11 protein-coding genes are annotated in these 13,811 nt (G+C 31.4%); 4 read left to right on the top strand and 7 right to left on the bottom strand.

Annotated elements, in window-relative coordinates; all coding sequences use genetic code 11:
• Window positions 1-4 precede the first annotated feature (4 nt).
• Genes BC962_RS08165 through BC962_RS08155 form a run of 3 tightly spaced genes read right to left on the bottom strand, consistent with a single transcriptional unit; the run spans window position 5 to window position 1,887 of the window.
• Window positions 5-790, bottom strand: a complete 786-nt coding sequence (locus BC962_RS08165) for a GLPGLI family protein (RefSeq protein WP_121345506.1) — start codon at window positions 788-790, stop codon at window positions 5-7.
• A gap of 12 nt (window positions 791-802) precedes the next feature.
• Window positions 803-1,627, bottom strand: a complete 825-nt coding sequence (locus BC962_RS08160) for a GLPGLI family protein (RefSeq protein WP_121345505.1) — start codon at window positions 1,625-1,627, stop codon at window positions 803-805.
• A 53-nt stretch (window positions 1,628-1,680) separates the two neighbouring features.
• Complete coding sequence (locus BC962_RS08155; RefSeq protein WP_121345504.1) at window positions 1,681-1,887, bottom strand: hypothetical protein; 207 nt, start codon at window positions 1,885-1,887, stop codon at window positions 1,681-1,683.
• 1,442 nt (window positions 1,888-3,329) lie between these two features.
• Between BC962_RS08155 and BC962_RS08150 the strand changes: the two genes are divergently transcribed.
• Complete coding sequence (locus BC962_RS08150) at window positions 3,330-4,025, top strand: aspartate/glutamate racemase family protein (RefSeq protein ID WP_121345503.1); 696 nt, start codon at window positions 3,330-3,332, stop codon at window positions 4,023-4,025.
• A gap of 54 nt (window positions 4,026-4,079) precedes the next feature.
• On the opposite strand, the gene BC962_RS08145 is transcribed toward BC962_RS08150, so the two are convergent.
• Both BC962_RS08145 and BC962_RS08140 read right to left on the bottom strand, forming a co-directional pair.
• Complete coding sequence (locus BC962_RS08145; protein WP_121345502.1) at window positions 4,080-6,308, bottom strand: TonB-dependent receptor; 2,229 nt, start codon at window positions 6,306-6,308, stop codon at window positions 4,080-4,082.
• A gap of 194 nt (window positions 6,309-6,502) precedes the next feature.
• Window positions 6,503-7,018, bottom strand: coding sequence for a hypothetical protein (locus BC962_RS08140; RefSeq protein WP_147405638.1), 516 nt, complete (start codon window positions 7,016-7,018; stop codon window positions 6,503-6,505).
• A gap of 399 nt (window positions 7,019-7,417) precedes the next feature.
• Between BC962_RS08140 and BC962_RS08135 the strand changes: the two genes are divergently transcribed.
• Entirely contained in the window at window positions 7,418-9,457 is a 2,040-nt protein-coding gene (locus tag BC962_RS08135; protein WP_121345500.1) for an LTA synthase family protein, read from the top strand.
• A gap of 12 nt (window positions 9,458-9,469) precedes the next feature.
• Here BC962_RS08135 and BC962_RS08130 read toward each other — a convergent pair whose 3' ends face one another.
• Both BC962_RS08130 and BC962_RS08125 read right to left on the bottom strand, forming a co-directional pair.
• Complete coding sequence (locus BC962_RS08130) at window positions 9,470-10,621, bottom strand: hypothetical protein (protein ID WP_121345499.1); 1,152 nt, start codon at window positions 10,619-10,621, stop codon at window positions 9,470-9,472.
• Window positions 10,622-10,623: 2 nt separating this feature from the next.
• Complete coding sequence (locus BC962_RS08125; protein ID WP_245984123.1) at window positions 10,624-11,865, bottom strand: YaiO family outer membrane beta-barrel protein; 1,242 nt, start codon at window positions 11,863-11,865, stop codon at window positions 10,624-10,626.
• A 530-nt stretch (window positions 11,866-12,395) separates the two neighbouring features.
• On the opposite strand from BC962_RS08125, the gene BC962_RS08120 reads away from it, so the two are divergent.
• Together BC962_RS08120 and BC962_RS08115 are read left to right on the top strand one after the other, a co-directional pair.
• On the top strand, window positions 12,396-12,743 hold the full coding sequence (locus BC962_RS08120) for a DNA-binding transcriptional response regulator (protein WP_121345498.1): 348 nt from the start codon (window positions 12,396-12,398) through the stop codon (window positions 12,741-12,743).
• On the top strand, window positions 12,743-13,804 hold the full coding sequence (locus BC962_RS08115; protein ID WP_121345497.1) for a hypothetical protein: 1,062 nt from the start codon (window positions 12,743-12,745) through the stop codon (window positions 13,802-13,804). Before BC962_RS08120 ends, BC962_RS08115 begins: the two co-directional genes overlap by 1 nt.
• The last annotated feature ends 7 nt before the right edge of the window (window positions 13,805-13,811 follow it).

The raw sequence follows: 13,811 nt of genomic DNA, 5'->3' as shown, positions 1-13,811 counted from the left end.
TACTTTATTCAAGTTCGATTGGATTATTTTGATTTTTCAATCTTGCCCGTTGATTTCTATCATATTTATCCAATCCTTCTTTTGGGATATGTATTCCGGGATTGTTTAATATTAAGGATGGCTTTTCTTTTATTTTTTTTCGAAACAAATCCAAATCAGCATCTGAAATTTTGGTGTAATCTTTTTCAGCAACATTTACAGATTCCTTAATTTTCTCTATACCTTTGGCTGTAAAGTGATAGTGACTTTTTGAATCATAAATTTCAAGGATCATTCCGGGCAGCCCGTGAAATTTGTAAGGGCCTTCAGGAACCGGAAGGTTAGAGGCAAACCAGGCTTCATAATCCCTGCCCTTAAAGTGTGTACGAGCCAAGGTAGTTTCATAACCCAATATATTTTTTTTGCTGTTCTCAATTTTCCAAACTAATTGAGATAATTTATTCTCCGTTTTATATTTAAATGTGGTAAAATCATATAAGCAGATCAAATTATCATTTTTCTGATCCTTATATATTTTATATCTAAATTTCGATTTTTGAATCCCAAATAATGCCCTAGGATTTTTAGAACTTAATATAGAATCTTTGAGGTGCGTAGTTTGACTTCTGAACACAGAAACTTTATCGTCTACATCTAAGTACATATATTCTGTATCTACAGAAAATCGATCTAAAGAATCAATTTGAAATGACAGTTCATAAGTTACCCGCAGCATATTATTGCTTTGTTGAGAAAATAAGAGTATTGGGAAAAAGTAAAAAAAATGGCAGAAAACTTTTTTTAATATCATTTATTAGAGTCCTTATTCCAATTCTATGGGGTTATTTTGATTTTTAAATTTGTTCTTAATTCGCTTTTTATCTTGTGGGCTAAGCATTAGGGTAATACCTCTTGCTTCGGCTCTTTGGAAAAAGTTTTCGTAATATTCTTTTTTAAATTTAAAAAATTCTTCTTTTTCAATGACCACATAATTATTAGTGTAATCTTTATTTTCTACAAGTTCATCTTTATTAATGTTTTCCCATTTTATTAATTGATAATTGTAATGATTTTGAGCATCTTGAATTTGAATAATTAAACCAGGTAAACCTGAAAATTTATAAGGCCCCTCACTAATAGGAAGTTCCTCAGTGAACCAAGCAATGTAATTTCTTCCTGCAAAATAAGTCTTTGCCTTCTGTACCTTGTACCCAGCTACAACTTTTGTTTCTGGCAAAATTCTCCAATCTAATTGCTTTAACTCTTCCGTATATAAATAATCATCTTTTCCTTTTTTCTCTGTAGTAATTATTTGGTTCTGTTCTCTATTTTTATAAACTGTCTCTGCAATATTTGTTTTTGGTAAATCCAGCCCCATTAAGTTTATTGAACCTGAACTGGTTTGATTTTTAATGGTTTCTCTCATTATAGAGTCTCTTATTATTCTTGCTTTACTTATAAATTTAGACTGGCTATCTCCTATTAATAGTAATAGTTCTTCATGTTTTTGATCTGATAAGTTTGTAGTGTCTGTCTTAAATTTCAATAAATATGTGGCTTTAAATTTTAAAGAAAATTCCTTAGAGATCGTTTGCGATGAGATGCCTAATGTGTATAAAAAACATGTAATAATGAGTAAATTTTTCATAGATATATAATTTTAATAATGTGGGCGTAAATAATACGCCCACAATGTAATGATTAACATAATTCGTCTTCAAAATAGTAAATTTCGTTCATAAGCTGCTCAAATGTATCTAAGTTACAGGCTAAGCCACCTATTCCACAGGATAAAGTAAATTTAACACAATCTACATTTTCGATCGATTTAGAATTTTCAATAGAATTGTTAGAGAAGCCATAAGAAAAAGCAAAAATCCCTACTAAAGTTAAAGTTAATTTTTTCATGATAATTAATTTTTAAAACGATTATAAATATTTTTTAGTGTCTGCGAAGAACGCTACATTTGCAGCATATTCCTCTGGTTGGTAAGTAGCATGTTACATAGGCAAGTTATTTAAGAGATTAATAATTAAGCAATATTAAGAACTCCCCAATCAGGGGTTTTTTGTATTTATAATAAAAAGTTATTGATTCGAAGTAGGGTGTGAATCCTTAAAAATTAAAAATATACAAAAATTTTATAAAATCAATTTTTTCGATTAAAGAAATTTCTTACAGAGTTGAAAAGTTTTTCACTGAATTTATGTAGTTTGTGCTGTATTACTGTATTTAAGCATTCCATAGAACAATATAAAATAAATTTATCAGACGAATTACTTTTCTTTTTACCTTTGCAACCTCCGGGCGCAAAGCAAGATTGTCATGACAATGACACATCTTGCTTTGCTTATTTAAATCGTCAATCAATTATTAGAGTTAACGGCTGAAATCTAAACATCCAACCGCTATAAATATTAAAAATATAATTGGTAAAATTACTTCCAAAAGCCGTTTTCAATAATTTTGTCGCAAAAATGAGCCTGTTTTCAGGGGCTTTCAAGGCATTTGTCTCAAATTTAGTAAAATAAGATAAACTAATATATTATAAATAACTTACAGTCAATGAATTAGGAATATGCAACATCGCGCAGCGTGTTACCCTCTTGCTATTCCTAATTTCATTTTTAATTAAAATAAAAACGGAATACTAATTGAAAAAATAGTCTCACGGTGCTACATACAATTTACTTTTTTTATCCTAAGCACTTTCCTTTTTTGATTGACCTTAAATTTTTCTGAAAATAAATATTCCCAAACCATTAAATCAATTTACTTCTTCCAGAGCCTTCGCTACTACCTTTTTTTGATGCTGTTCCTTTCAAGATTTAGAATTAGGAAAGGACTTATAAAAGGGCAAAGTATGAAGCCCGGCTTATGCAGTCCGGCTAACTTCTAAATCTTGTCCATTTGCATCTACTAAAAAAAGTAGCAGGAAAATGGAAAACTAGTTTTTAGGAAAGTCTATTTTAAAGAAAATCATATCTTTACAACACAAAGACGACTAAATAATATGAAGCTCTTTGTTTTATGAAGTTTGGTGAATCATTCGGTGAAACATCAATTTGATTTTCAGTGAAAGCACTGTGGATAGGGAGTTTGTTCTTGAATAAATTATCCTGCCACCCCGACGAAAAAAAGCCTTGAATGAAAGTTCAGGGCTTTTTTAGTTCAAAAAAAATCGAATATCGCAGGTTCTCTCGAACTATAAGAAGCCTTGAACGAAAGTTCGGGGCTTTTTAAATTATTTGGACTATCCTATTTTATGACGATGATCATAATCCAACCCAACTGGCCTTTGTAAATTTATTTTGTGATAGGAGCTAGACATTCATAATCCATAAATAATATGAGAAAAATAGGTTTAATAGGAGGGACTTCTTGGCATTCAACAATTGTATATTATAGGATGATCAATGAAATGGTTGGTGAGAAAAGAGGTACTTGGGGCAACCCGCCATTAATTATTTATAGTTTGAATATTGAACTTATGCGCGAACAGAATAAGGAAAAAATTAATATGGCCTATCTGGATATTGCAAAAAAATTGGAAAGTATCGGAGCAAAAGCGCTCGTAATTTGTGCGAATACCCCTCATATGGTTTTTGATTATGTTCAGCCTAAAATAGGAATTCCTATCTTACATATTGCAGATGCTGTTGGGTTAGAAGCTACAAATAATAAAATAAAGAAGTTGGGATTATTGGGTAACCAACCTACGATGACACGTGGTTTTATGCAGGAGTATTTAAAAGGAAATTTTAGTATTGAGACAATAATTCCCGATCCTGAGTATATAGATAAATGTCATTATTATATTTCTAATGAATTAACTCAGGGAAAATTTACAGAAGAAGCTAAAAGTTTTTTTATAGACCAGATGGAATTGCTTAAAGCAAAAGGGGCTGAGGGGATCATTTTAGGATGTACAGAACTTCCAATGCTTCTTAAGCAAAATAATTTTAATTTACCATTATTGGCTACTACTGATTTACACGCAGAGATGGTGGTGAAATTTATTCTTGAAGATTCGATTGTTAGCTAAAATAAAAGGCCCTGTAATTTTTTACAGGGCCTTTTGTTTATGTTCATTGTTTCCTTAGAAAGTTACAGCAAGCTTACCTCTAAGGAAGAACGGGGTTCCAGGAGTAAAATGTATTTCTTCTACAGGTGCAGATTCATTAAATAATCGGCTTTCTGTAGCAAATTGAGTCTCGTTCCATTCAGTATTAAAAATGTTCTCTACAATAATTCCGTAAGACCAATTTTTCCAATTATAACTAACATTAAGATCTGTAATAAAATAACCTTCAGCTACAATAGAGTTATCTTCATTGGCAGGTCTATTATCTACAAATCTATAGGTTAGACCTCCCGAAAAACCATTGAGATCGTTAATGCCAATTCCTCCAGATGAAGTAAAGCTTGGGGATAATGGAATGAAATCTTGCCCTTTTGTTTGCTCTGTACTTCTAGCATAGGTATAGTTAACATCTGTATAAAGATATAACCAATCCCGGGCTTGGTAACGCGCCCCTAATTCTATACCTAATCGTCTAGTCTTTCCGCTTGGTTCTACAATACCTGCGTCTCCTACATACACAAACTCTTGATCTAGGAACAAACTCCAAAGTGCAGCATTTAAAGCTAATTTTTGCACAGGCTTAAATATCGTTCCAAAATCCAATCCATACGCGGCAGGTAAAATAGATCTCCCGTCGTTGGCAACCACTACTCTGGCATCGTTAGAGTGAAATCCTATTCCAGATTTAAGAAAAAGTTGCCAATCTCTATTTACCGAATAGATCGTATTAAGTTTTGGGCTAAATGCGAATTTAGTTTCACTTTGATTATTGTAAGTGGGAGTTATCTTATTTAAATAATCGAATTTAAAATAGTCTAATCTAAGTGCTGGATTAAGAGTCCATTTTCCTAATTTAAATTTGGTGTTCAAAAAAGCATACGTGTTTACCTCATCTATATCTCCATAAGAGATTTGATTTAATGTTGTTTGCCGGTTTAGGGTGCTAGAAAGTTCCACATCGTTTACCTTATCATAGCGAAACCCAATTCCCGAAGCATACTCTAACTCACCATTGCTTCCAAGATCTATGTTTTTTCTCTCAAAAACACTCTCTGCTCCAATGAGTACACGATTTTCTTTTTGTCTTATTTGATCCCCGTTTACAGGGTCTTCAAGAAAAAAGGTAAAGTTGGAGTAGAGCTCAAAATCATACTGAGAAATAAATGCTTTCGATTTTATAACGCTATTACCATCAATTCTTTTAAAATGATTAATAAGTAGGTTAGATCTACTAGTATTCCCGCCTTCTGTGTCGTCTATAGCCCCAAACCTTCCAATTAAATTTTGGTCTATTGCCCTTTGAGGTATTTGTCCTGAGGCATCCCACTTACTTTGGAAATGAGAAGCAGTAATTGTTAATTCTTGATCTCCAATTAAATTATAATTATATCTACCTATTATGTTTATTCGGTTAAAATTCTGGGGAGAATCAAAGGGGCCGTCAGATAGTGATAATTCAGACGCCACATAGGCCTTGCTATTTCCAGATTCCACAAGTTTAAACATGCTTACTAGACGTTTGCTATTAAACTGGCCAGCCTCTAAAGAAATTAAATTTTTATCCAGATCTTTTTTTAATTGAAGGTTTATATAGCCTGCAGTATTAAAATTGCCCTTATCCGAATAAAATGGTCCCTTGCCAAAATTTAAATTCTCGATGGTTTCGGGAATCACAAAATGTAGATCTGCATAACCTTGCCCATGAGCGTGAGACACCATATTTACTGGCAATCCATCTACGCTAATTGCTATATCGGTTCCATGATCCACATCAAAACCTCTTAGAAAAATCTGTTCTGCTTTTCCACCGCCTGCATGCTGACCGATTATTAAACCTGGTACTTTTCTAAGTATTTCCTGAGATGATTTTACAGGATTTGTCTGAATGTCTATCTCCATTAGTCTACTAAGTGCATTCACTTCAGAAACCAATACTACTTGTTCTAAAGATATACTAGACTCTTCCATTACAAGGGTGAATGGCTGGTCGATATTTTCTGCTGAGATGATCGCAAGTTTAGTTTTGTAGCCGAGGTTCGAAAAATATACGGAGTCCTTTAGATTACTTTTAGAGAGGTTAAATGAACCTGAGGCATCAGAGTGACTATGTTGGCCGGTATTTTTATTAAATATCGCCACATTTTCCAGGGGTTGGTTATTCGAACTAACAACGATGCCTTCAATTTTTTGAGCAAAGAGGACATGGGTAAAGAGTATTATAAATATTGTAATTATATATTTCATTTTGGAAATTTATTGAGTTATTAGGATCCATGAAAGATCGCTTTATGTAAGTATGTTAACAGAATACATATCACAAGAATCTAGACCTTAGAAGTTTTAGGAATAGATAAGCACTCAGCAAAAGATAATAATAGATTAGATGGATGTAAAATCCATTCATTCTCTATTTCTGCTGAAATAAATTAAGATATGTTTTATGAAAGCGTACTTTGAGGAGGAGGAATTACAATTTCCAAATTCAGGCCTTTAAATAAGTTATAGTAGAACCATAAACACTTCTTTTCATATTCCTTAATGGAGTAAGCTAATTCCAAATTAAAAGAGAGTATATGTTTATCTATTTTATTTTTGATAAAATCTTTTTCATTATTATTTTGTGAATGATCTGTAATAAAAAGTGAGTTGAAAAAGGATATTAACTCGTGTTTGTGAGTTTCAATTTTTCCTTTAGAATGCTTGTCTATTTTCAATTCATTATGACTTGAAACCAAGAATTCATGGTCGTGAACCACATTTTGATGATGATGTTTTTCAGTATGTTTTATAGCATGATGATCATCTGGAACTTGCAGTGCAGCTATGACATTATGAGAAATCTTATGAAGGAGTATATTAAATTCTGAGTGTAATGGAGAAATCACATATAATAAGGATATTACAACCAGTAGGCTGCGAACAAAAATAGAATGACTGGATCGTTTGGTCCTCAAGTATAATTTAGAATTAAATAAAAATATGAATTACCTCTATATCTACGTGATAAAATACAGAGAGGTTTTAAAAATGTTAAAGGTTTTTAATTTTAATATAAATCGTTGCTTAGAAATTGGCTCTTTTAATTCGTTGTGAATATTAATATTTAAGAAAATTGAGATAATATGGCTGGACTAAGAAAGCAAATAAATTCTTATTAAAATTTACAGAATGAATAATTTTAGAAATTAGGATCGAGCTTAAGATATAGTAAATAGAAGCCTCTTCTATATCTGCTTTCATTTCAGAATTTTAGAATATCCAAAAAGACTAAAGTAGTATTGAAAAATAATTCTATTTTTGAATACTTTAAAAAATACGGTTTACCCCAAATCACCTATTTTAACATTTTGAGAATGGCAAAGGATACAAAACGAATTTCATTAAAAGAAAGATTAGTTCACGCTACAAGATACTTTGCAAGTTTTTCGCTTATTTGGTTGTTACTCATGTTTGTGTTTAGTGCAGTAGAGTTAAGCCTTAATTCTTTTACTAATGGTTTACCTAGTGGATTTTTTAACCTATTACTTTGGAGTGGATATTTAGACCTATTATTTTGGTTAAAATGGGTGCTTATAATTTATATTATATATGTCCCAATTTATTTGCTTTCTCCCAGATTAGCGAGATTAAGTTTCCAGATTTTAATGATCTTGTTTTTTGTAATTCAAATTTTACTGCTAAATTATTTTAATGCTGCATTGGTAATGCTGGGAGCCGATCTTTTTGGTTACAGTATAGAAGACATTAAGCAAACTGTTGGTTCTTCTGGTGGCTTAAATGCAGTTTCTATTATTACTTTTATAGTTCTTATTAGTATTGTTATTTTTTCTACTCATTTATTTACCAAAAGGGTGAAGCCAACATTTTATATTGCTCTCATTTTGCCACTGGTTTCGCTTTTATTTATGTCCTTTAGTGAATATAAAGCAGTTGGAAAGGTAAATTTAGATTCAGATTATGCCAATAGTTTGGTCACCAATAAATCTGATCATTTTTATAGCAGCGCATATTCCTATTATAATCCAGTGATTTTTGAAACAGATATCTATGCCGATAATTATATTGGTGACTTTTTTAATAAGTTTAGTGAAGGCATTACATTTAATTTTATAGATGAAGAGAATTATCCTTTTTTACATGAGGAAGTTACTAACGATGTATTATCTCCATTTTTCACTCCACAAGAGAAAGCTCCAAATATTGTTATTATTTTAGTTGAAGGCTTAGGAAGGGCGTTTACAAATGAAGGAGCATATTTAGGGAATTTCACACCGTTCTTGACAGATCTTGCAGAAGACGGAATGTATTGGAAAAACTTCCTAAGTCAAGGGGGAAGAACTTTTGCTGTATTACCATCTTTACTTGGCTCTTTACCTTTTGCAGAAAACGGATATTTAGGGATGGGTAATAACATGCCTAAGCAATTGTCTTTATTGAATACTCTAAAATTTAATGGTTATAACACCTCTTTCTATTATGGAGGTGATGCACAATTTGATAATATGGCACTCTACTTAAATGCCAATAAAATAGATGAATTGAATGATGAAAAAACATTCCCTTCAGGATATAAAAAATTACCAGCAAATAATGGATTTTCATGGGGATATAACGATAAAGAGCTATATAGATATTTTCTGAATTCTAGAAAAGAAGTAGAAGAAAAACCCCAGTTAAGTGTGCTTTTAACGGTCACTACGCATAGTCCGTTTCTAATTGATGAGGTAGATAAATACAACACCAAATTTGAAGAACGAATGGATTATCTCAGATTTAATGAATCTGAGAAGGAATCTCATAGAAATTATGCGAAGCAATATCTAACTATATTGTACGCAGATGATGCCTTGAAAAATTTCTTCGAAGAATACAAAAAGAGAGCAGATTATGATAATACGATCTTTCTTATAACTGGAGATCATAGGATTCCGGAAATCCCAATGAGCACGAAAATAGATAGATATCATGTGCCGTTAATTGTTTATTCTCCCTTATTAAAGAGGACTGCAGAGATTGAATCTGTTTCTACACATTTCAATATTACTCCAAGTATATTATCTTATTTAAAAAGCAATCATAATATTAAATTACCTAAATACACAAGTTGGGTAGGGCAGGGCTTGGATACTACCAGAAGCTTTCAGAATATTCATTACTTACCATTGATGCAAACAAAAACTAATTTAGATGATTTTATTATGGGAGAATATCATCTAAATGGGACAGATCTTTTTAAGATGAACAAAGATTTGGGTGAAGATCTAGTGGATGACGAAACTGAAAAGAATAGGTTAATGGGAGCTTTTGAATTGTTTAAACAACGTAATTCTGAAATAATTATAGGAAAACAAATGATACCAGATTCCATTTATTCCAATTACACGCCTAATTAATAATGGAAATTACTATTCTTCAATATATTCCTCAAGAATAGTGTTTATTAAAGGGCGATAATATTTCCAGAAAAAACTTGTTCTTTCTGTGATATCATTTTCATCGTAAAACATCCCTTTAAAGTATCCTATGCCTTTAAAATAAGAAGAATTATAATTTATAGGATTATCGCTAAAATCTCCTGAAAGATAAAAGAAACTATAATCCTTGTTTTTATGCATTGTAATTGCAGGGAATATGTTAGGAATACCGTATTTATTTAGTTCCTTCATACCTTCTTTATTGGTGCTTATATTAAACGATGATATTACTTCATTGACCTTTAAATCTGGTTTCATTACATCAAACCAGAATGAGTATCTAATCTTTTCAGGTAGACCATAATGATCTTGAGCAAATTCTGTACTAATTATATGCGGCATTGCATTGCTTAAATGAGTGTCCTCTTCTAAGATCACCACTTGGTCTTGATCATTCACAAATGCAATTCCAGATTTTGTAAAAGGCCATTGATTATTATGAGATTTTTTGTAATTTTTAATTAACCACTGTGGTAATTCTTTATTCACTTCCAGATCTAAATTATCAAAATATCTGGCGGTCCAGCCTGTCCATTTTAAAGCAAACATTTCCTCAAAAAGAGCTCTATTTCTAGATTGTGTGGGAGAGCCAATAGTATTGAATTCGGTAATTATTAACTTTTTTTTCTCCTTCATTAAAGCTAGTAACTCTAGGTCTTTATCACTTAAACCTCCATATAACATTCCGGAACGTTCGTTAACATTCGTTTTCTGAAACCATTCATTGTTATAAATTCCATAGGTATCTGTAAAATATACCATATCTGCATCATCACTTAATTGGTCTATTTGCTTGGAGGTAAATCTTTCAAGACCTTTTAACTTATACTTTTCATCTTCCAAAGGGAAAAATCCAAAATAATCATGATCAATTTCGTAAGGATCTATGGATGTTTTTGTATATCTATTATAATTAAGGATCCAGTTAAATGATATATGTTCTTGCCCTTGTGTGGTAAGTACTGTTTTATCTATAATAGCTGCTACAAACTTTGTTTTAGGAGTAAAGATCCAAGCTAGCCACATGAAAAATGGTAAGAAAAGGAGTAATAAAATAATTGTAAATACAATGTTCTTTTTCATTATTAAAACCTTTTGGTATAGCCTGCACCTATAGTGAACTGATAGCCTTTTTGATCTAATTTGTATTCTTGATTTTCCGCACTTAAATCAATGGAAAATATATTTGTTTTATTTATAGACTTTCTATACCCCAAATTAATATTACTAGATTTTAAATCCTCTTGTTTAATTGTTCCTATGATATCATTATCATCATTATATAAGATATAATTTTCAGGTCTATCTGGGGAGAGTCCCGTTCCAATTCTTAAGCTTAAGAAATCATCTGCACCAGCTAAATAATATCTCACAGTTAAAGAAATAGATTTAGATAGAGAATTATTGGAAGGTGTTAAATAGGTTCTTAAATTAAACCAATAATTACTGTAATACTTACCTACAGATGCTGTATAAATCCATGTAGATTTGCTGAAACTTAGAAACCTAAATCCGGCATCTGCTTCAAAGGATTTGGGAAGATTGGCATACAAAGAAAATCCAGCACGATATCTAGGGAAAATCCCACCGTTCTCTGAGATACCACCGCTCACATAAGCATAAAATGTATCGGAGATTCTAGGATATGCATCTACTTCAAATTGCACTCCATTAGTAGTAAATCTATTTGCGTAATTAAATCTTCCTGTAACAGAACCTAATGCTGTTGCTCTTCCATAACTTATACTTCCCAAATGCCATGGATCACTAAAACGTTCATCGAAATAGACAAAATCATAGTCTACACCAATTTGGTTTTTTGAGGATAGATTCTTGATGGTCTGACTAAAAGCTCTGGCTTCAGAATAATTGGGATGAAAAGCAAGTAATTCATCTAGGGTAGTATTGGCTTCAGTAAATCGTTCTAGATTATTTAGAATCTTAGCCTTCAGCATCATTAATCCTTTAGAGTCCGGATTTTTATCTATTCCCGGTTGAACAACTTCTAAGGCTTTTTTTGGATTATCATTCCAATACTCTAAATAACCGTAGGCTAAATGAGCATCTTCATATCCCGGACTTTTTTTAATTACTCTATCGAATTCTTTTCTTGCCATTTCTACTTCATCGGTCCAAGTGTAGAGTCTTCCAAGAAAAATTCTAATATCGGCGTAATCTGGACTTATTTCTAAAGCTTGTTTTGTAATTCTTATTGCTTTTGGGTAATCATCTTCATCGAAAGCTGCTGTTCTTGCGTTTATAAATAACTCGTCTGATGATAGCGTGTCTTGAGCATTTAATGAAGAAGAAAAAACTAGAAAAATCAATATTAAACTGAAGGCGGAGAAAAAGTTGATTTTTCCACACGCTAGATTAGGTAGGTGATGTATCACAAATGGGGTTTTAGGGTGCTTTTTAATAATTGGATAAACATAAAAACAATAATCGACTAATATAATGTTAGTTATAGGTTGTTTAAACCAATAAAAAAATAAAGATAAATAAATTCTAATCTCTCAAAAATAAGTTTTCACTTTATTTGTCTCATTTCTATCTTAAAAGTCTGTAGTTTATTTTCAAAACTTAAATCCAAAACGTAGATCCATGCATTTAAAAAACCAAATTTGATGGTTCTTCGCAAGTGTTTTTTTGTTAGTAAAGGACAGATTAATAGAAGTCTTCTTTATTGTGTTATATCAATAAAAAGTGATAATATTACGCCATCACTTTTATATTTCTGTTTTAGTAATTACTTAATTTAAAATTTGCCTATAGATAAAAAAATACTGTTTGAACTTTAAAAATCCCCAATGAATATTTATACCTATCTCGGTGTTATGAATTTTCGTACTTCTTAATGCGAAAAGCACTGGTAATACAAGAGGATATTATTATCCTAAAGATCATAGAGCGTTTGGTTGTACTAAACCATTACGAATGCAAGGCTATTCGATCTATTAACGATCTGGATATAGAAGATCAATCTGAAAATTTCGATGTTATAATCTCAGATATTCTTTTTGATGGAATTGCACCTTTAGATTTTGTATTTCAAATTCAGGAAATTATCCTTCATAAATCTTTGATCATTGTAACCAATATGGGGCAAAAAAAGATCCAGAAAGAGATATTAGCTTCACAAAATGTAATTGGCTTTTTTCCTATTCCCTTAGATATGGACAATATTCAAAAATTAATAGCCTGATGGAAGCTGAGATTTTAAAGCTACTTATAAAATTTTTGCTATTAGTTTTGCTAATTACTTTTGGTTCTATCGCCTATACCATGTTATATAGAAAATGGCGAACTAGGCGTTTAAAATTAATAGAGAACAGTTTTGCAAACATATGCTCCTTGTATCTATATCCTAAACCAAATGAAAAGCCTAATCTTATTGAGATACAAAGAGAATTGAAAGCTGTAGGCATCGTTCCATCTAAACCTAGGAACGTTCAATATTTGATAGATCTTATGATTAGAACCCAACGATCTATACTCGGGGTGAATTATATAAAACTTAAAACACTTTTCACACAAATACCACCTTATGGAGCTTCAGCAAGTAAGCTGAACAATAAGAAATGGTATATAAAAGCAAGAGGGATTCGGGAGATCTATGAAATGGATCAAAGTCAATATACACGTGAACTAATAAGGCTTAGAAATAATAAGAATATATATGTAAGAAGGGAAGCTCAAATTGGTATTGTGATCTTTCTAGGTTGGAAGAGTCTTAGGTTTTTGCCATATTTGAAACGACAAATGACCCTTTGGCAACAAATTAAAATTGTAGAAAAGTTAAATGACCTTTATCCTGTTCCAGATCTTAAGCATTTAAGAAGGGCTTATAATAGTGACAGGCCTTATGCTAATGAATTGATTATGAGAATTATTAGAAAATTCCATCTAACCGAGGATGTTGCATATATCATTCAGTTTATAGATAATCCAAAATTTGAGACAAGGGAAGCAGCCATTTATTGCATCTCTTCTTTTTTATTAAGCGATGAGCAATTAGTGGAAATAAAGGAAAAATTTAAAAATATTAATAATACCGAGCAGCAATTATTGCTACTTAAATATATTCAGAGAATATCTTCGGAAATAGATCTGTCATTTTATAAAGACCTGTTATATAATGGTAATGATATTATTAAACTTAGTACGGCAGATATTTTATGGAACAACGGGTTTAAAGAAGAAGTTCAGGATTACTACTACCACCAGTATACACAAAATGCTGACAGTGAATCTATTTCAGTTTAAATAAATT

It is taken from the genome of Gillisia mitskevichiae (assembly GCF_003634585.1).
In the GTDB taxonomy this organism is placed as follows: Bacteria; Bacteroidota; Bacteroidia; order Flavobacteriales; family Flavobacteriaceae; genus Gillisia; species Gillisia mitskevichiae.
This window is presented reverse-complemented; position numbering and strand designations above follow the sequence as displayed.

Coding starts and splice junctions, on each gene's coding strand:
- BC962_RS08150 (WP_121345503.1), top strand. CDS start 3,330: ATGAGAAAAATAGGTTTAATAGGAGGGACTTCTTGGCATTCAACAATT.
- BC962_RS08145 (WP_121345502.1), bottom strand. CDS start 6,308: ATGAAATATATAATTACAATATTTATAATACTCTTTACCCATGTCCTC.
- BC962_RS08155 (WP_121345504.1), bottom strand. CDS start 1,887: ATGAAAAAATTAACTTTAACTTTAGTAGGGATTTTTGCTTTTTCTTAT.
- BC962_RS08160 (WP_121345505.1), bottom strand. CDS start 1,627: ATGAAAAATTTACTCATTATTACATGTTTTTTATACACATTAGGCATC.
- BC962_RS08130 (WP_121345499.1), bottom strand. CDS start 10,621: ATGAAAAAGAACATTGTATTTACAATTATTTTATTACTCCTTTTCTTA.
- BC962_RS08120 (WP_121345498.1), top strand. CDS start 12,396: ATGCGAAAAGCACTGGTAATACAAGAGGATATTATTATCCTAAAGATC.
- BC962_RS08165 (WP_121345506.1), bottom strand. CDS start 790: ATGATATTAAAAAAAGTTTTCTGCCATTTTTTTTACTTTTTCCCAATA.
- BC962_RS08115 (WP_121345497.1), top strand. CDS start 12,743: ATGGAAGCTGAGATTTTAAAGCTACTTATAAAATTTTTGCTATTAGTT.
- BC962_RS08135 (WP_121345500.1), top strand. CDS start 7,418: ATGGCAAAGGATACAAAACGAATTTCATTAAAAGAAAGATTAGTTCAC.